Origin of the sequence: Crassaminicella indica, assembly GCF_019203185.1 — a bacterium.
Lineage (GTDB): Bacteria > Bacillota > Clostridia > Peptostreptococcales > Thermotaleaceae > Crassaminicella > Crassaminicella indica.
Genome location: NZ_CP078093.1, coordinates 2,191,507 through 2,210,734, shown reverse-complemented (window position 1 = coordinate 2,210,734; position 19,228 = coordinate 2,191,507). Strand labels below are relative to the sequence as shown.

Sequence of the window (19,228 nt, the reverse complement as noted above, 5' to 3'; positions counted from 1 at the left end):
CTTTAAATTGTTATGTACACATCGGGGGTGGTTTACATAATGTATTATAGCATATTTTTATGATAAACTAAACCCATTAAGCTTATCATTTATATTACAATTGTTCATTATTTTTACAAAAAAGGAAAAAGCCTATTTTATTGGCTTTTATGATTCAATATGGTATCCTTTAACATCTGTATATATGAATTTACGAACCTATAATTATTTGACATATCATGTTTATTAACTAAAGAGTTCATCTCTTCAATATTATAAAAAACATCGCCTTTATTTATATTTTTTCTTTTTTCTATATTCATCTCCTCCTTTTATTAATATTTTGTGCATAAAAAGAATTTTCATACTTACATATATCAAAGCTTAGTTCTTATACTGTAAAAAACTAACATATTGAATATATATCTGAAAACTCAATATTTATACTCTCTATATAATTATGTTCATTATAACCATCATCTTTTTTTATAGCTTCATCTTCTATAGGTAATACTTTAGCAGGAAGCTCTATAATAAATTCTGTTCCTTTACCATATTCACTTTTAACAAAAATTTCTCCACCATGCATTTCAACAAGAGCTTTAACAAGTGATAAACCAATACCGCTTCCTTCTCTTTTTCTAGATAAAGATTTATCAATCTGCATAAATCTTTCAAAAATAGTATCTATTTTATCTTTAGGAATACCTTTCCCTGTATCCTTAACAGATATAACAACTTTTTCCTTTTTATCATATATTTTCACAATAATATTTCCACCTGATTTTGTAAATTTTATAGCATTTGATAAAAGATTCAGTATTATTCTTTCAATCTTATCTACATCACAAGCTATTATCTTTTCTTCTACATCTGTATCAAATATTAGCTTCAAATCATTGCGCTCTATATATTCTGAAATAGATAATGTAATATTTTCAACAATATCTACAATATTATGATTTTGTAGATCGATTTCAAAATAACCTGAATCAATTTTAGTAATATCAATTAAATTATTTACCAATCTTAAAAGACGATAACAATTTTGTTTCATAATCTTTATATATTTATTTTCTTTAATATCTAAATGATCCTGCATACACAATTCAAATAGCTGTATAGTGCTAAAAATTAAATTTAAAGGCGTTCTAAATTCATGGGAAATATTAGCAAAAAATTCTGTTTGTAATTTATTATACTGAATGATCTCATTTGCTTTAAGCAATTCCATATTTATTTTTTGTAATTGTTCATTGCTTTTTTTTAGTTTGTCATGTAATTTTTTTAGTTGTAGATGCGTCTTCACCCTAGCAATTAATTCTACTTCATGAAATGGCTTATTGATATAATCCACAGCCCCTACTTCAAATCCCTTTGCCACATCTTCAATTCTTGACTGCCCTGTGAGAAAAATTATAGGGATATCCTCAGTCCTCGTATCCTTCTTTAATATTTCACAAACTTCATAACCGTCCATTTTAGGCATTATGATATCCAATAAAATAAGATCTGGTTTTTCTACTCTAACATATTTGAGTACCTCATTCCCTTGTGATACTAAAATTGGCTCATACCCACTGTTTTTAATCACATCTCCAATAATTCGAAGATTTAATTGGCTATCGTCTGCAATTAATATTTTTGGTTTTCTTAAATTATTCATTTTTATTTCCTCCAAATATCCCTTCTTATATTTATTTTAAATAAAAACCATTGAAAATTTTGTAAAAAAATGTCATTCATAATAAAATTTTGTGAAAAAAAATCATTTTATACGAATACAAAAGGAGAGACCCATGATTTTAGGTCTCTCCTTTTGTATCTAATCGTATAATAAAAGCTAATATTTCTGCAACTACCTGATATAATTCTGGTGGTATTTCTTCTCCAATAGCTAGATTATTTAATTGTTTTACAAGCTTTTCATCTTTATAAGTAGGAATATTCATTTCTGTAGCAATTTCTTTTATTTTTTTTGCAATATGTCCTTCTCCTTTTGCAATAACAGCAGGTGCGGCATTTTTTTCTTGGTCATATTTTATGGCTACTGCTATTTCCTTATTTTTCATCATATCACACCTTTAAATCAATAAACTGCATTTTTTCATGTATCTCTTTTTTATTCAGTGCTTCCTCCAATATATCGTTTCCAGTATTTGAAACTGCATACTTTGTATTGATTCCAGTAAACCCTAAATGCATCAAAATTTCTTTTAAATCTTTTTCAAAAGCTAATAATTTTTTCTTAATCTCATCTGTTTTTACTTTAAAATTACACATTATATTTTTATCTTTAATCTCAATCAAAACTTGTACTCGATCCATAGTTTTTGTATCAAGTGCTATAAGTATTTTCACATCTTTGGGATTAATCTTCTTTTTATTTTTACTATCTTTTGAAATAAATAGCTCTATATTTCTTCGCTCATCATTAAAAAATATAGGTATTTGAAAATAGGTCTGTAGTGGATTCAATTTATTCATAAAATCTAAACTGTTTTTAAGATTTGTTATATTATTTAAAATATCTTCTTGATCCTTTGAACTTATATTTTCAATTGATTGCTTAATCATTTCTAATTTTATATGTATTTCTTTCATGATTTCGTGCGGTTCAAAATTTTTTTCAAAAATCATATCTTTTATATTAGAAAATAATTGATCTAAGCTTTTTCCAAGATAAGCTGTTTCATCATTTTTATAAAGAAATCCTATCAACTCATCCATTTGCTTTGAAACTGTAAACTCCTTCATAAGTAAATTATTAATATTTTTCAAGTTCATAATATTCATCTTTAAATTGTTTTTGAGTAGAAAAATAATTTTTTCATAGCTCATAGGATTAATATTTTTTGAATGAACAGACCTTTCAGCAGATAATTTCTGCTGCATGTTTTTTTCTAATTCTAATGAATATGAATCTTTAACTATGTTCTTTATATTTTCATCCTTACTATATTCATTTTCTTTTATATAACCGTCCTCTTTCAACAACTCCTTTAGTACTTCTCTAATATGCTCGTTCATTATTTTTTCATTAATTGGGATTGATTTTGTATTTATTAGTGTTTCGATTTTCTCAAAGTTTGATTTTAGTTGAATTATATTAGTTAAATTTTCCTTACTTACTAGAATCCTATTTGCAATTAGCTTTTTTACCAATTCTATTTCTTCTTCTCCTGGTTTTATATTTAATTCTTTTAGTAAAGATATGATTTTTTTTTGTCCATTATCCATTTCCTCTTTATTATCTATTTCTTCCATCATAGGTTGAAGAATCACTTTGTTTTCACGAATCGATTTTACCTGAAATTTTAAAACATCATTTGTTTGCGCTTCTAATGGAATAGCTGTCTTTGCTTCTAATAATTTTCCACTATTCATTTCAAGGATCAATACATCATTAAGAATTTGTTGAATTTTCCCTGTAATGATTTGACCCATTTTCAATTCTAATAAATTCTCTTTATTATTTCCTAAACCTAAATTATAATTTAAAGGATTGATTTTCATTTTTACTATCACCTATTATATTTTTTAAAAAAGATTTTCTGTGAATCGGAGATAGTCCATATTTTTCAATATTTTTATAATGTTCTTTCGTCCCATAACCTTTATGATTGATAAAGCCATATTGAGGATATATATGATGAAATCTATCCATTATTTTATCCCTTGCTACCTTAGCTACAATAGATGCTGCCGCAATAGATATACTTAAACTATCTCCTTTATTTATTCCAGTCTGCTTTATATTTATATCGGTCAATTTCACTGCATCTATTAATAAATATTGAGGAGTTAGAGAAAGTTTTTGCACAGCTCTTTTCATAGCCATCTTCGTTGCATTTAATATATTTACTCTATCAATTGTTTCATTATCTATTATTCCTATACCAATACTGCATGCTTTCTCAGTAATAATTTTAAAAATTTCTTCTCTTTTCTTCAAAGATAGTTTCTTTGAATCATTAATTCCTTCTATAAACAAATTTTGCGGCAGAATAACTGCAGCTGCTACTACAGGTCCTGCAAGTGGTCCTCTTCCTGCTTCGTCAATACCAGCAATTATTTTATATCCAACATCTGTTAATCTATTTTCATAATACCATAATTTTTGAACTCTTTCTTTTTCACATAAAAGCTTTATATACTTTTTTTCTAATTTTTTTCCTAATTTTTTAACTGATTCTCTTTTATCATTTTTTAATAATGGTATGTACTTATCATAGTCTTCTATCTTTAATTTCTCAATATAGCTATTAATTTCCTTTACACTTATGTTTTGAAAATTCATATTTCATTTTCCTTTCAATTTCTTCTATAAAAATAAAAGCACTATTCTTCCATAGTGCTTAAATCATCAGGTGTTTCTAAGGTAATCTTTCCTATTTTCCCACTTCTAAATTCATCTATCACTACCTTTGCTACCCTTGTATAATCAATTCTACCACCTGAAATAATACATCCTCTATTTTTCGCTATGTTTTCCATATTCATTAGTCCATCTTCTTCAATGTCTTTCAATTTATATCTTTCCTTCATATATTCAGGATATTTCTCACAAAGATATTCGATAAGTCTTAATGCAATAGTCTCTATATCAAGGATTTCATCTTTGATAGAACCAGTAAAAGCAAGCTTTAGCCCTACATTTTGATCTTCAAATTTAGGCCATAAAATTCCAGGAGTATCCAATAATTCAATATTTCCTTTCAATCTAACCCACTGTTTTCCTCTTGTTACACCCGGTCTATCACCTGTTTTAGCACTTTTCTTACCTGTTAATCTATTAATAATAGAAGATTTACCTACATTAGGAACTCCTACAATCATAGCTCTTACAGGTCTTACACGCATCCCCTTTTTTATTCTCTCATCCATTTTATCCTTAGCAGCATTATGCACCTCTGTCATTAATTTATCTAATCCTGCACCAGTTAATGAATTAACTGGAATAGCATTTATGCCACTTTCTTTAAAATATTTTATCCACTCATGGGTAACCCTCGAATTTGCTAAATCGCTCTTGTTTAAAACAATAACTCTAGGTTTACCTACTATTATCTTATCAATTTGAGGATTTCTAGTGCTAATAGGAACCCTAGCATCTAATAATTCAATCACCACATCCACCAATTTCAAATTTTGTTGAATCAGCTCTTTTGTTTTTTTCATATGTCCTGGATACCAGTTAATCTGTTGCATTCCTCTCACCGCACCTTTTATGTATTTGATATATTAACAAAGGGACTGTGTCCAGTCCCTTTTATTAAAACTTCTTCTCTTTAATTTTCGCTGCTTTTCCTCTTAACTTACGAATGTAGTTAAGCTTAGCTCTTCTAACTTTTCCTTTTCTAATCACTTCAATTTTTTCAATTTTTGGTGAATGTAATGGTAAAGTTCTTTCAACTCCAACTCCATAAGAAATTCTTCTTACTGTGAAAGTTTCTCTTGCTCCACCGTTTTGTCTTTTAAGTACAAAACCTTCAAATACCTGAATTCTTTCTCTGTTTCCTTCTTTAATCTTTAAGTGTACTTTTACTGTATCACCAACATTAAATTCCGGAATATCAGTTTTAAGCTGTTCTTGTTCAATTGCTTTTATGATGTCCATAGTTGACCTCCTTCCTTCCTAGACGTTCATATTCTTACAAAGAATAGAGGACCGCCCGTATTGCCAAGTATGATTATAACACATTTGATTTTATAATACAATAAATATATTTACTCTTTTTTTCTAAAGTCATTATTTTTTTCTGCTATTATACTTTCGATTTTCTCTATCTTCCCCATAGCCTTTACATTTAAATGATTGTTATGAATATGATCTACACCCTCTATGAATATTTTTATATTTGAAATTTCCTCTAATTCATGAACAAACCGATTTCCATCTGCCTTAAGCAAAGCTTCTACAGAAGGATTTACTTCAATGAGTACAGCTTGAGCATTTGTATGTACAGCAATTCTTCTTACTTCCTTCTCAATATTTTGAATCACTGTATATTCTGATAGTACATTTCCTGTTCCATCACAATAAGGACACTTTCTTTGCATAATTGAACCTATTCTTCCTCTAATTTTTTTTCTAGTCATTTCCAGTAACCCTAGTTGTGTTATTCCTAAAACATTTGTTTTGGTCTTATCCTTCTCAAGTGCTTTTTCTAATACTTCTAATACTTCCCTTTCTGCACCATCGTTATTCATATCTATAAAGTCTACAATAATAATCCCACCAATATCACGCAATCTCAGTTGTTTAGCAATTTCTATCGCAGCTTCTTTATTTGTCCTTAAAACAGTATCTTCTAAATCAATACTGCCCACATATTTCCCTGTATTAACATCAATCACAGTCAATGCTTCTGTTTGATCTATTATAATATAACCACCACTTTTCAGCCAAACTTTCCTTCCTATTGCCTCATAAATCATTTTTTCTATACGATAGTAATCAAATATATCCATATCCATTTCAAAAAACTCTACTCTATTTCTTAAGTGAGGTGCAATAAGCTCGACAAGATCAATTATACTGTTATATTTTTCTTTATCATTAATAACAAATTTATCTATATTGCCTGTAAACATATCTCTTATGGTTCTATGGATCAAATCTAAATCCTTATAAATCACTCTTGGAGCAAAGCCTAGATGCTTTTCTTTATCAATTTTTTGCCATAATTTTAATAGAAATTTCAAGTCTTCTTTTAATTCTTTTTCTGTTTTTCCTTCGCCTGCCGTTCTAACAATAATCCCCATATTACTTGGTTTTAACTCTTCAAGTATATTCCTTAATCTATCTCTTTCCTCTTCATCATTAATTCTTCTAGAAATACCTATATAATCTATATAAGGCATTAATACTAAATATCTTCCTGGAAGAGTTAAATGAGTTGTTACTCTAGCCCCTTTTGTGCCTATAGACTCTTTAATGACTTGTACAATAATTTCTTGTCCATTTTTAACCACATCTCTTATAGATACCTCTTTACTCCCTGACATTTCAGGTGGTATTGCATCCTTTACAAATAAAAAAGCATTTTTTTCACATCCAATATCAACAAAAGCAGCTTGCATTCCTGGTAATACATTTGTTACTCGTCCTTTGTAAATATTTCCTACAGTTCTTTTACTGTTTTCTCTTTCAATATATAATTCTACCAGCTCTTTATCCTCAAGCAAAGCAACACGTGTCTGGCTTAAACTGGAATTGACTATGATTTCATTCATTCCAATAATCCCCCTAATTCCTTAAAAGTCTACCTGCCAATCTCTAAAGGTTCAATGAGTCTTTCATCTTTTATACTATATAAACCCAATCTATGAACTCTAATACTATCTAACAATATAGATATTTTCATTCTATCCTTTAGCTGCTCGATCAGCACTTCAGGTTTTAAATTCCCTTTGCTACCTGTAGCTAGAGTCATTTTAAATATACAATTGCAATCTTCTTTATTTAGCAATTCTAAATTTCTAATAAACGGTCTGATATTGATTTCTTTTTCTCTCGTTTTGTTTTTTTTCTTCACTATTTTATGTATGATAATTTCTTTGTTTTTCATAAAATCTTTTATCAAAGCATTTAATTTATCCTCATTTACATCATCTGCTAAAACACATCTTACAATATAAGTAGAATATTCAATAACAGCCATAAGAGGTTTACTTTTTACATCTATGTATTGACATTGAATAATATGAATCCCTTCTGGCAATTCCTTGTTTATCTTTTCTTTTAAAATATTTAGATCTATTTTTTCTTCAATCTCTATGTCTACATATTCTCCATCACTAGAAACCCCTAAAGCTAGTGCTGTAGCAAAAGATATCTTCGGATGAGGATTAAATCCTTGTGTAAAGCAAAGAGGTACATCTGCTCTTCTTAAAGCTCTTTCCATTACTCTTGCTAGATCTAAATGAGAAATAAATATCATAAAATCCTTTTTACTAAATCTCATTCTTACTTTATACATTGCATACATCACCACCTATCAAACTATGATTCATACCACAACCTGTACAGCTTATTCTACAATCATGTGTCAAATCACCTTTTTTTGCTTTTTCATTTTCTCTGATTAAAAATTTTTTTGTTACTCCTATATCAATAAAATCCCATGGCAATATTTCTTCATAAGAACGCTCCCTGTTCGCATAAAATGCTGGATCTATATTACATTCTTCAAAGGTTTTCATCCATTTATCATATTCAAAAAAGTCTCCCCATCCATCAAATTTACATCCATTTTCCCATCCTTTTATTAATGCTTTTCCTAATCTTCTATCTCCTCTAGCAAATACAGCCTCTAAAAAGCTTGTTTTTGCATCATGATAATTATATTTTATATTTTTATGTCTTAACTTTTCCTTTAAATATTTTTGTTTTTCTTTTAATTTTTCAATCGTATCCTGTGGATGCCACTGAAAAGCTGTAAAAGGCTTTGGTACAAAATTAGATGTACTAATAGTAACATTTAATCCTTTTCCTCTTTTTTCTTTAGGTGTACGATAATATGCATCAACAACCTTTTTTGCAAGGTCTACAATCCCATCTAAATCTTCATAAGTTTCAGTTGGTAGACCAATCATAAAGTAAAGCTTTACATTGTTCCATCCAAGTGAAAAAGCATTCTCACAAGCATCGATTAAATCCTTTTCTGTAATACCTTTGTTAATCACATCTCTAAGCCTTTGTGTTCCTGCCTCTGGAGCAAATGTAAGCCCAGTTTTTCTAACCTTTTGAATTTCTTCAAGCACCTCTAATGGAAATTTATCTAATCTTAAAGAAGGTAAAGATAAACCTATCTTCTTGCCTGCATATTCATCTATCAAGTGCCTTATCAAAGGTATTATTTCCGAATAATCACTTGTACTAAGTGATGCCAAAGACAATTCTTCATATCCAGTATTTTTAATCAACTCATGCGCTAATTCTTTCACTTTATACAGTGATCTTTCTCTAACAGGTCTATAGATAATTCCTGCTTGACAAAATCTACATCCTCGTGTACATCCTCTAAATATTTCTACCATAGCACGTTCGTGAACTACATTGATAAATGGAACAATTACTTTATCAGGATAGTAAATATCATCTAAATTCTTAATAATTCTTTTAGAGATAGTTCTAGGATAAGATTCCTTCTTAGGTATAAAAGCTTTTATGTTACCCTCCTCATCATATTCTAAATCATAAAAGGATGGAATATATACGCCTTTAATATCGGCAATATACTCTAAAAACTCTTTTTTATCCTTTCCTGAGCCCTTCCATTCTTTATAGCGATCCATTATTTCTAATAATAATTCTTCTCCTTCACCTAAAATAAATATATCTACCACATCTGCAAGAACCTCTGGATTGTATACACATGGTCCTCCAGCAATAACAAATGGATGCTCTTGTTGTCTATCTTCTCTTTTTATAGGTATATTTCCTAAGTTTAATATGTTTAACACATTTGTATAGCTTAGTTCATATTGCAGTGTAAATCCAATAAAATCTAACTCTACTATAGGCGTATGTGTTTCTAGCGTAAAAAGAGATATATTTCTTTGTCTTAATTGTTCTTCCATATCAACCCATGGCGAAAATATTCTTTCACAGTATATATCCTCTTGATTATTGAGCAAATTATATAAAATATGCATTCCTAAATGGGACATTCCCACTTCATATATATCTGGAAATGCAAATCCAAATCTCACCTTAACTTTATCTAGTGATTTATTTACTGAATTAATTTCCCTGCCTATGTATCTTGCAGGTTTTTCAACTTGAAATAATAAGTCTTCTAAGACTGCCTTGTTCATCCTTTGTCCTCCTAGTTTCTACTTTGATCTCTTTTGTATTATTTGTAGACTCATTAACATAAATACCTTATTGGGCTCTAAAGTTTTGCATTACTATTCTACCATTTTACTTTCCCATTAACAACTTTTCTAAAGAAGCATTTAGTCCATATTGAACCATCCCATTAAATATATCGTTTTCTGTTAATACACCAATAACATTACATCGTGTATCTACGACAGTAATAATATGATACTTTCTTGGAACAAACTGATTCATCACATCCTTTACAGACACACTTTTTACTGCTGTTAGGTATTTTGTACTTAATACCCCATTACATAATAAATGCTGCTTTTTTTGTGCAATCTCTTTAATAAAAATAAAAGCTGCTATGCTTTGCTCTTTATGAGCAGCTGTATACAAAAATATAGCTAATAAAGGTAAATATATATTCAGCTTATTGAACTTAATCATATAGCATCCCCATAAAAATAGCAGACAGCTTATACCCTTAGATAAAATCACAACTATATTTGTTGCCTTCTTAAATCCTATTAAATAGGCTAAATATGCTCTTATCATTCTTCCTCCATCTAAAGGAATCACAGGAAGTAAATTAAATAGACCAATCATTAGATTAGCATACACAAAAAAAACAAATCCATCAAAAGATGCATACAAGCTACCTAACATATTATAACTTATAAACACTATAATAAAATTAAAAATAGGTCCAGATGCAGCAATTATAATTTCGTGTTTAGGATACATCACAAGGTTTTCTTCAATTGCTGCAACACCTCCAAAGGGGAAAATTTCCACTTTGTCTATTCTATATCCAAATAATTTTGCAACAAATACATGAGCCCCTTCATGGAGTAGCACTACTAAAAAAGAAATTATTAAATTTTCAATATACCCAAATATAAAAAATATGAAAAAAATAATACATAAAAGCACATTCACCTTAATGTCTACTCCATATACCCTCATCAGCCTCATTCACATACCATCCTTTATTTTATAAAATCTTTCTATCAAAAGGAATGTACTTTTCTGGATCAACTACTTTTCCATCTACCCAAAGCTCAAAATGCAAATATGCATTTGTGTTGTGCCTATAAATTTTGGCAATAATTTCTCCCTTCTTTACTTTTTGTCCCTTTTTCACTTGAATATCTGAACAATCTGCATATAATGATATAATATTATGGCTATGTTTTACTTTTACATATTTACCTAAGCTTTTCCCTTCACCAATTTCTATAATTTCACCATCTGCGATTGCTTTTATATTTTTATCTTTATCAATCAGTATATCTACTCCTCTTTGAAAGGTTTTAATATTAGAAATAGGATCTACTTTTTCTCCATAATCTGATATAATATCACCCTTTACAGGTACTGCAAATTCCATTTGTAAATCTTTTTTTCCTGAAAAATCACTAAATACATTTACTACTTTTTCTGGCATTTTAGGTATTTCCTTTGCGTATTTTATAACTCCTCTTATAGATTTTTTTATATCCATTTCCTTTGTAAGAGATATTTTAATCATTTCTGTTGTTTTATTAGTAATTGGAGAATGAATATTTTTCATCAAAATAACTAATAACACAATCAATATACATAACACAATCTGCTTTAAAAATTTTTTATAAAAGGAATTCTCATTATTTTTATGAGGTTTTCTGTTTTGATAATAAAGATATGATTTATTCATAACTTACCTCCCTATGTTCATGATATTATATAGGTAAACAACTTTAAAATGAAATATAAAAGATAGTTCATTCCATTTATATATTTCTTTTTTTTATGTTGAAGTTGGATCCCTATATATAATAATATTTAAAGGGAGGTTTAATTATTACAATAAAGGACTAAAGCCAATGCTTTAGTCCTAATTTTCAATTTGAAAACTATTATTTTTAATTTTAAATTTATCTTTCATTCCTGATGATAAATATACCTTGCGATTTTTAGTAACAATAATACATTCCACATCATCAAGCTTTTCAATTAAATCTAAGCCTTTTTTAACCCCTAATATATAAACAGAAGTTGATAATGCATCTGCATCAATAGAATGATTTGTTATAATTGTCGTACTAATGATTCCATTCTCAGACGGATAGCCTGTCTTAGGATCAATAATATGATGATATCTTTTATTATTCTTGATAAAAAATCTTTCATAGTTTCCTGAAGTAACAATAGCTTTATCAGAAAATTGAACAATCCCCATATAAGTACCAGTAGGTTCAAAAGGATCCTGTATTCCTATTTTCCAAATTTCACCATCAGGTCTTGTTCCTAAAGTAAAAATATTTCCTCCTAAATTAATAACAGCATTCTCAATTCCATTACTTTTAAGAATCCTATATGCTTCATCTGCTGCATATCCTTTAGCAATCCCTCCTAAATCAATACGCATTCCCTCTTTATCGAGCTTATATCCATTTTTTTCATCTTTTTTTAATAATTTATAATCTACATATTTTAATGCATCATCAATTTCTGATTTTGAAGGAATTCTTTCATTGTAAGTACCAATTCCCCATAGCTTCACAAATTTTCCAACAGTAAGATCAAAGGCTCCATTCGAAATTTCTCCATATTTTAATGCTTTATTTAAAACTTTACTTGTTTCAGCACTTACTTTTACAAATTCCTTTCCTGCATTTTTATTTATATTATTGATTTCACTATCCTTTATATTTACGCTCATCTTTTTTTCTATTTCAGAAATCCTTTTGAAGCATTCCTTTATCACTTTTTTTCCTTCATCTTCATTCTCTGTCCAAATAGTAATATTTAAATGAGTTCCTAGCATATACGCTGAATCTGTAACAGGCTCTTTCTTTTTACTACATCCTGATAATAAGCTTACAAATAATAATATAATTACACAAAAATATAAATTAACTTTTTTTGTCATAGCTATCCTCCATTTTGCCAATAATTAAAATCCCAAAAATATTATTAACCCCCTAATACAAATATGTATTGGGAGCTATTTTATTTAAATATTTACTCATCATATTTTCTAATAATCTCACGCCAATGAAATTCTCCTCTTTTCATAGCGCGAAGAAGGATTTCAGCAGTAGCTATATTCGTCGCTACAGGTATCTTATAAACATCACATAACCTAAGCAATGCTAGGATATCTGGCTCATGGGATTGCGCTGTTAATGGATCTCTTAGGAATATAACTAAATCAATTTTATTTTGTGCAATTTCTGCACCTATTTGCTGATCACCTCCTAAAGGTCCTGATTGAAATCTCTTTACCTTTAGTCCTGTAGCATCCATAATTCTTTTACCTGTAGTACCAGTAGCCATCAAATCATACTTTGCAAGAGTATCCTTATATGCTATTGCAAAGTTAACCATACTTTCTTTTTTCTTGTCATGTGCTATTAGTGCAATCTTCATTCGCATCTTCTCCTCACCCGTTTAAAAATTGATTTTTTGCCTTCTCATACCTATATTTAAAATAATTCCAATTGCTATCATATTGGTTAAAAGAGAACTCCCACCATAGCTTAAGAAAGGAAGTGTAACTCCTGTTACAGGCATCACCCCCATAGTCATACCAATATTCTCAAATATTTGAAAGGCAAACATTGAAGTAATACCTACCACAATTAAAGATCCATACACATCTTTTGCATTTTTTGCAATTTTTATCATTCTATATAAGAAAATAAAATATAAAGCAAGAATGACCAAAGCACCTATAAAACCAAGTTCTTCTGCTAAAACTGCAAAAATAAAATCAGATTCCTGCACTGGTAAAAAATTATAATTATTTTGTGTTCCGTGGTATAGACCTTTTCCTAGCAATTTTCCTGAGCCAATAGCAATCTTTGATTGCATCACATGATAATTCCCAGGCAAACTTACATCAGATGGATTTAAGAATGCATCTATTCTTACTTTTTGATGTGGGGCTAAAAGCTTATATACAAGTGGTAAAGAAATAACCCCTGCAAGCATACCTCTTCCTATTATTTTATAATCTAGCCCCGACACAAAAATCATTCCAAAAGCAATCACCATAAATACTAATGCATTCCCTAAATCAGGCTCCTTTAAAATCAATAATATAGGTGCTGCTGCATAGCATCCCACAGGAATTAAATCTTTTATTGTATTTAATTTATTCTGTCTATCTTCTAAGAATTTTGCAAAGGAAAGAATAAAAGCTATTTTAACAATCTCAGATGGCTGTATGTCCACAGGACCTAAGTTAATCCAGCTCCTTGCACCAAATTGAGCTTTACCAATTCCCGGTATATGCACAGCCACTAATAGCACAATTGACGCGATATAAATACCTTTTTGAAAATTACCAAAGGTATTATAATCAATAAAAAGAATCATTACAATAGCAAATATCCCTAAGAAAAAAGCTATTGTCTGTATTTTCACTTGCCTAGTTAACCCATTTTGAGTAACATGGGTTGCACTACTAATCATCATCAAACTACTTATAAATAACAATACTACAATAACAATTAGCATAACATCTATATGTTTAAATAGTTTTTTATCTATCATTTGTGCACCTCTTTTAATATGCTCAACTAAAATTATATCACATAAATTAAAATACTCTCAACAATAATTCTCTTTTTCTGAAAATTACTCCATATATATAAGCTTTTTATAGATAAACAACATCAACATAAAAAAAGAAATATATAAGACTTTGATAACTTTCATAAAAAAAATATATAAAAAATACGTTAAGAAGCTTTTATATATATTGCAAAACAAAAAAGCCTTCAACAGAAGACTTTTTTATTTTGTTTTCATTTTTTTTATAGGAATATTTGCAATTAAAGCAGGAATCATTGCATTATCTTCACTTCTTTTAGTTTTTGAAATTTTAATATCTAAGCCAGCTTCATCGATTTCCATATAATCAGAAATAACATTTAATATATCTTCCTTTACCATTTCTAAAAAATGTGGAGAACAATTTATTCTATCATGCACAAGTACTAATTTTAATCTTTCCTTTGCTACATTCTTACTTGAGGAGCTTTCTCTACTAAAGAGTTTAAATACATCCATCATCATTCCCTCCTCCTTAAATTTAATTCATTCCAAATAGTTTTTTTATTTTTGACATGAAAGTTTCTTGTCCTTGTAGCTCAAGAAACGGAACTTCTTCTCCTAATATCCTCTTTGTTATATTTCTATAAGCCTTCCCTGCCATAGATACATTTCCTACTACAGCAGGCTCTCCTTTGTTTGTAGATATGACAATATACTCATCATCAGGAACTACTCCTAAAAGATCTATTGCTAATATATCTATCATATCATCAATATTCATCATATCTCCCTTTTTAACCATATCTATTCTAACTCTGTTAATCACTAGCAATGGATTTCTTAATTCAGCAGCTTCTAAAAGTCCAATAATCCTATCTGCATCTCTTACAGCAGATATTTCTGGTGTAGTGATAACTATTGCTTTATCAGCCCCTGCAATTGCATTTTTAAAGCCTTGTTCAATACCTGCAGGACAATCTACTAAAACATAATCAAAAAGCTCTTTTAATTCGTTACAAAGCTTTTGCATCTGCTTAGGATTCACCGCATTTTTATCTTTTGTTTGAGCAGCTGGTAATAAAAATAATCCATCATATCTCTTGTCTTTAATCAAAGCTTGTCTTAATCTACAAACTCCTTCTACAACATCTACAATATCATATACAATTCTATTTTCTAATCCCATTACTACATCCAAATTTCTAAGTCCAATATCAGCATCTACAACTACAACTTTTTTCCCTTCAAGAGCTAATCCCGTACCAATATTTGCGGTTGTTGTGGTTTTTCCAACTCCACCTTTACCTGATGTTATCACAATTACTTCACCCATTTTATTCCCTCCATTATCACTATTTCATAAAAAATTAATTTTCATTTACTTATTTATTCGGCAAATACGGTTCAATCACAACAACACCTTGCTTTATACATGCAAGCTCAGGTCCCATAGGTTTTATAAGTTCATTATCAGGTGATCTGCTAATAACGTTAGAAATTCTCAGCTGTGTTGGTTGTAAACTAAAAGCTGCAACAAATGCCTTCTCATTCCCACTACTTCCAGCATGTGCTAGTCCTCTCAAAGCTCCCATTACCAATATATTTCCCTCTGCTACTACTTCTGCCCCTGGATTTACATCACCAATAATAACCACATTTCCTTTGAATTTAATGCTTTGACCCGAACGTATTGTTGCTCGAACAAACTTTGTATTTCCTTCCTTTATTCCCTCAAATACTTTCTTTGATTCCTTTATTTCATTCTTTTTTATTTCTTCATCCTTTTCAACCATTATCATTCCAAATCTTGAATGAATAATTTCTTTAATCTCATTTCTTTCCTCATCAGTTAATATTTTCCCTTGAATGCTAATAACCTTTGCTCCTTTAAAGAAACGTTTAGCCGATTCAAGCTTTATGATTAACTGCTCTTTTAACTTTGCATAATCAGAATCTCTTTTAAAATAAATCGATATACCTTCCTTGCTGCCTTTGAATGCAACACAATTTTCCTCGTACATCCAGTGACTACCTCCAAATTAGTACAAATAAATATAGCATAATAATTTATTCTTCAAAACACATATAAATCCTCTTTTTTTATAAAAAAAATACACTTGCAAATTCATCTAATTTGTAAGTGTATTTTTAAGATCTACTTTTTCATATTCTTTATTAAGTCCTAAATATTCTGCAATAATTTCTCGAGCAATAGGTGCTCCATATCCACCTGCACCACTTTGAAATATCAAGGTAACTACAGCAATTTGAGGCTTATCAATTGGTGCATATGATACAAACCAACCAAAAGCATCATAATCGTCTTTATATTGATCTAAAGCTGCATCTGTTACTCTTCCATTGCTTAATTCCTTAATAGCCTTTCTCATAGCTAAGCCTTCATTTTTATACTTTTTATTATATTCTTTTGCCTTCTGCTGCACATCAGTCCAACTAATATAAGGTGCAATCCACTTTAAGTATTTTTTTAGATAAGCAACTTCATCCTTTGGCTGAATTTTTCCTGATTTTTGTGCAGATCCTGTTTTGGCTGCAACTTTTACTGGAAAATTCCTAAAATAGCCTCTCGCGGTACCACGATTTCCATAAACAACCTGTTCCATACCTTTTTTTATGTGTTCTATATTATTATAATCCTTTAACTCTATTCTTTCTCCATTATTTCCTTCTTTTTTTTCATTCTCTATTTTTTTTACAACACTAACTTTATTATTATATCCACCATTAGCAATAGCTGCTACATATCTAGCTATTTGTATAGGCGTATATTGATGCTGCCCCTGTCCAATAGAAAGGTTAAAGGTATCTCCTATAGTCCATTTTGCTTGCTTATAATAGCTAAATTTTATCAAATCCACTAATTCTGTTACTTTATCTTCCTTGACATTAAGCTTTTTTACTCTATTAATCAATGCTCCTCTAGACGGATTTTCTTCTGTCCAACCTACGATTATTTCAATTTGTTCATTTAACTTTTCTTCATCTTTTAGAATCTCTTTTTCAAAGTATTCTTTTGCTTTTGCTTTTAGTTTTCTTCTCAACAAGCTTTTTATAACAAGCATTTTCTTTTTAGGGTTTGGAACTCCATAGGCAACTTCACTAATTTCAATGCCAGTTGGTTCATTTAGTCCAAATTTTTTTGCATACTCTAATATTTTATTCACATTCATAGAAGTATTTAATGGTTTGTTTTTATAATAATCAAAGTTTGTAGATATATCATAATAATAATAGTTTACAGATTCCTCTAAGGATTTATACAAATCTACCCATCCATGAGATCTCCTATATTCATTCCACATCCAACTCCCAAAGGTCCTTCCTCCTAATTTAATATATCCACCATCATATAATTTTTTAGTAGGATCTAATCCATTTTCTATAGCAGCAAGACCTGTTATCATTTTAAAGGTAGAACCTGGCTGTACAGAAGTTCTAGTGGCTATATTATAAAGCGGAACAGGTGATAGAGGATCTCTTGGATTATCATCTTGAACAGCTTTCCAATCCTTTGCTGAAATTCCTGTAGCAAAAAGATTTGGATCAAAGGATGGATAATTAGCTAATGCTAATACTTCTCCTGTATTTACATCTAGTGCTACTACTGCTCCAGATGTAGCATGCCTCATTGCATTTTTATATTTATAATCTCCCCACTTGCTCTTAAAGGTACCACCTACCTGAATTTCCTTCAAAGCTTGTTCTAATGCTTTTTCTGCAACTCTTTGCAGCTTAGCATCTATAGACAAATATATAGTTTTTCCTTTTTGAGGCTTTTCCTCTCTCAATACATTTATAAGCCTTCCATATACATCAACTTCTACATATTTAGCTCCATCTTTTCCCTTTAATTCCTTTTCATATGACCTCTCTATCCCATCTTTTCCTATCAAATCATTAGGAAGATATCCCATTTCCTTTGTGAATTTACTTTTTTCACTATCTGATATTTTTCCTAAATATCCAAGAATATGAGAAGCCAATTTTCCATTAGGATAATAGCGAATAGGTTCTACTTCAACATTTACTTCAGGTAGTTCAATGCTTCTTTCTTCGATTTCAGCAACAGTTTTAGCTGATACATTTAATGCCACCTTTACAGGCTGATATTGCCTATAGCCTTGTTCTCTAAATTCATTTCTTATAATTAATATTTTCATAGCATCTTCATTTGAATAGCTTTCAGGTATTTTGAATTTTTCTCTTAATGCCATGAAAGCAGCTTTGGCAGTTAAATTTTTATCCAAACCGTATCCCTTAAGGAAATTTTCCTTCTTCATCTGAGGTATAAACTTCATTGTTTTTACTGAAATAGGTGGGTATACACCATGTACACTTTGCATCTGTTTTTGAGCTTCAAATACATCTAAATTTGAATCTATGCCCAATTGTTCTCTTAATAACTTAAATACAACCTTTGCATCCTTTACATCCTTTATTCCATGCTCTCCTAACCATTCCTCTATCTCTTTATCAAAGGTATAATAAAACTTATTATTCTCAAGCCTTATAGGAAAATTATTATGATAATTTTCTCCATTATTCATCAGAATATTCAATAGCTTTACTGATACTTCATTGATCTTTTCGTCCATTAACTCATTCTTCATAATTTGAACAGTAAAGCTCGGCTTATTCACTGCAAGCGCTCTTCCATATCTATCTCTTATTTCTCCCCTCGGAGCAGAAATAGGTATCTTCTTCATTCTAATATTTTCTGCCATTTCCTTATACTTTTCACCTTCAACAATAGTTAAATCAAACAACCTGAATAAAAGAACTAAAAAGAACACTGTAAAGAATAAAATCATTTGATTATGTCTATCTTTTAATTTTTCTAACATTTTC

At 29.6% G+C, this 19,228-nt stretch carries 18 protein-coding genes; all 18 read right to left on the bottom strand.

Annotated features, from left to right (window positions below):
* Positions 1-385: 385 nt before the first annotated feature.
* Positions 386-1,645, bottom strand: coding sequence for an ATP-binding response regulator (locus tag KVH43_RS10435; protein ID WP_218282473.1), 1,260 nt, complete (start codon positions 1,643-1,645; stop codon positions 386-388).
* Positions 1,646-1,784: 139 nt separating this feature from the next.
* On the bottom strand, positions 1,785-2,051 hold the full coding sequence (locus tag KVH43_RS10430; protein WP_218282472.1) for an EscU/YscU/HrcU family type III secretion system export apparatus switch protein: 267 nt from the start codon (positions 2,049-2,051) through the stop codon (positions 1,785-1,787).
* Positions 2,052-2,055: 4 nt separating this feature from the next.
* On the bottom strand, positions 2,056-3,495 hold the full coding sequence (locus tag KVH43_RS10425; protein WP_218282471.1) for a hypothetical protein: 1,440 nt from the start codon (positions 3,493-3,495) through the stop codon (positions 2,056-2,058).
* The gene (locus KVH43_RS10420) at positions 3,470-4,279 is read right to left on the bottom strand and encodes a ribonuclease HII (RefSeq protein WP_218282470.1); all 810 of its coding nucleotides are present in this window, start codon (positions 4,277-4,279) and stop codon (positions 3,470-3,472) included. Before KVH43_RS10420 ends, KVH43_RS10425 begins: the two co-directional genes overlap by 26 nt.
* 41 nt (positions 4,280-4,320) lie before the next feature.
* Entirely contained in the window at positions 4,321-5,190 is an 870-nt protein-coding gene (gene ylqF / locus KVH43_RS10415; RefSeq protein ID WP_218282469.1) for a ribosome biogenesis GTPase YlqF, read from the bottom strand.
* A 64-nt stretch (positions 5,191-5,254) separates the two neighbouring features.
* The gene (gene rplS, locus KVH43_RS10410; RefSeq protein ID WP_218282468.1) at positions 5,255-5,599 is read right to left on the bottom strand and encodes a 50S ribosomal protein L19; all 345 of its coding nucleotides are present in this window, start codon (positions 5,597-5,599) and stop codon (positions 5,255-5,257) included.
* Positions 5,600-5,709: 110 nt separating this feature from the next.
* Entirely contained in the window at positions 5,710-7,218 is a 1,509-nt protein-coding gene (locus KVH43_RS10405) for an Rne/Rng family ribonuclease (RefSeq protein WP_218282467.1), read from the bottom strand.
* A gap of 29 nt (positions 7,219-7,247) precedes the next feature.
* Positions 7,248-7,964 carry a TIGR03936 family radical SAM-associated protein gene (locus KVH43_RS10400; RefSeq protein ID WP_218282466.1) on the bottom strand — a complete coding sequence of 239 codons (717 nt, stop codon included), beginning with the start codon at positions 7,962-7,964 and terminating at the stop codon, positions 7,248-7,250.
* A complete protein-coding gene (locus tag KVH43_RS10395; protein WP_218282465.1) occupies positions 7,957-9,804 on the bottom strand; it encodes a TIGR03960 family B12-binding radical SAM protein in 1,848 nt (615 codons plus the stop codon). The genes KVH43_RS10400 and KVH43_RS10395 overlap by 8 nt, the downstream gene beginning before the upstream one ends.
* 106 nt (positions 9,805-9,910) lie before the next feature.
* On the bottom strand, positions 9,911-10,789 hold the full coding sequence (locus tag KVH43_RS10390) for a M50 family metallopeptidase (protein WP_218282464.1): 879 nt from the start codon (positions 10,787-10,789) through the stop codon (positions 9,911-9,913).
* A gap of 19 nt (positions 10,790-10,808) precedes the next feature.
* Positions 10,809-11,510 carry a M23 family metallopeptidase gene (locus KVH43_RS10385; RefSeq protein ID WP_218282463.1) on the bottom strand — a complete coding sequence of 234 codons (702 nt, stop codon included), beginning with the start codon at positions 11,508-11,510 and terminating at the stop codon, positions 10,809-10,811.
* A gap of 180 nt (positions 11,511-11,690) precedes the next feature.
* Positions 11,691-12,728, bottom strand: coding sequence for an FAD:protein FMN transferase (locus tag KVH43_RS10380; RefSeq protein WP_218282462.1), 1,038 nt, complete (start codon positions 12,726-12,728; stop codon positions 11,691-11,693).
* A 92-nt stretch (positions 12,729-12,820) separates the two neighbouring features.
* Positions 12,821-13,228: a methylglyoxal synthase gene (mgsA, locus tag KVH43_RS10375; RefSeq protein ID WP_218282461.1), complete on the bottom strand. Its 408-nt coding sequence runs from the start codon at positions 13,226-13,228 to the stop codon at positions 12,821-12,823.
* Between the two features lie 21 nt (positions 13,229-13,249).
* Positions 13,250-14,356, bottom strand: a complete 1,107-nt coding sequence (rodA, locus tag KVH43_RS10370) for a rod shape-determining protein RodA (RefSeq protein ID WP_218282460.1) — start codon at positions 14,354-14,356, stop codon at positions 13,250-13,252.
* 243 nt (positions 14,357-14,599) lie between these two features.
* The gene (gene minE / locus KVH43_RS10365) at positions 14,600-14,881 is read right to left on the bottom strand and encodes a cell division topological specificity factor MinE (RefSeq protein WP_338028340.1); all 282 of its coding nucleotides are present in this window, start codon (positions 14,879-14,881) and stop codon (positions 14,600-14,602) included.
* Between the two features lie 16 nt (positions 14,882-14,897).
* On the bottom strand, positions 14,898-15,692 hold the full coding sequence (gene minD / locus KVH43_RS10360) for a septum site-determining protein MinD (protein ID WP_218282458.1): 795 nt from the start codon (positions 15,690-15,692) through the stop codon (positions 14,898-14,900).
* A 49-nt stretch (positions 15,693-15,741) separates the two neighbouring features.
* Complete coding sequence (gene minC, locus KVH43_RS10355) at positions 15,742-16,380, bottom strand: septum site-determining protein MinC (protein ID WP_218282457.1); 639 nt, start codon at positions 16,378-16,380, stop codon at positions 15,742-15,744.
* A 108-nt stretch (positions 16,381-16,488) separates the two neighbouring features.
* The gene (locus KVH43_RS10350; RefSeq protein ID WP_218282456.1) at positions 16,489-19,224 is read right to left on the bottom strand and encodes a penicillin-binding transpeptidase domain-containing protein; all 2,736 of its coding nucleotides are present in this window, start codon (positions 19,222-19,224) and stop codon (positions 16,489-16,491) included.
* Positions 19,225-19,228 lie beyond the last annotated feature (4 nt).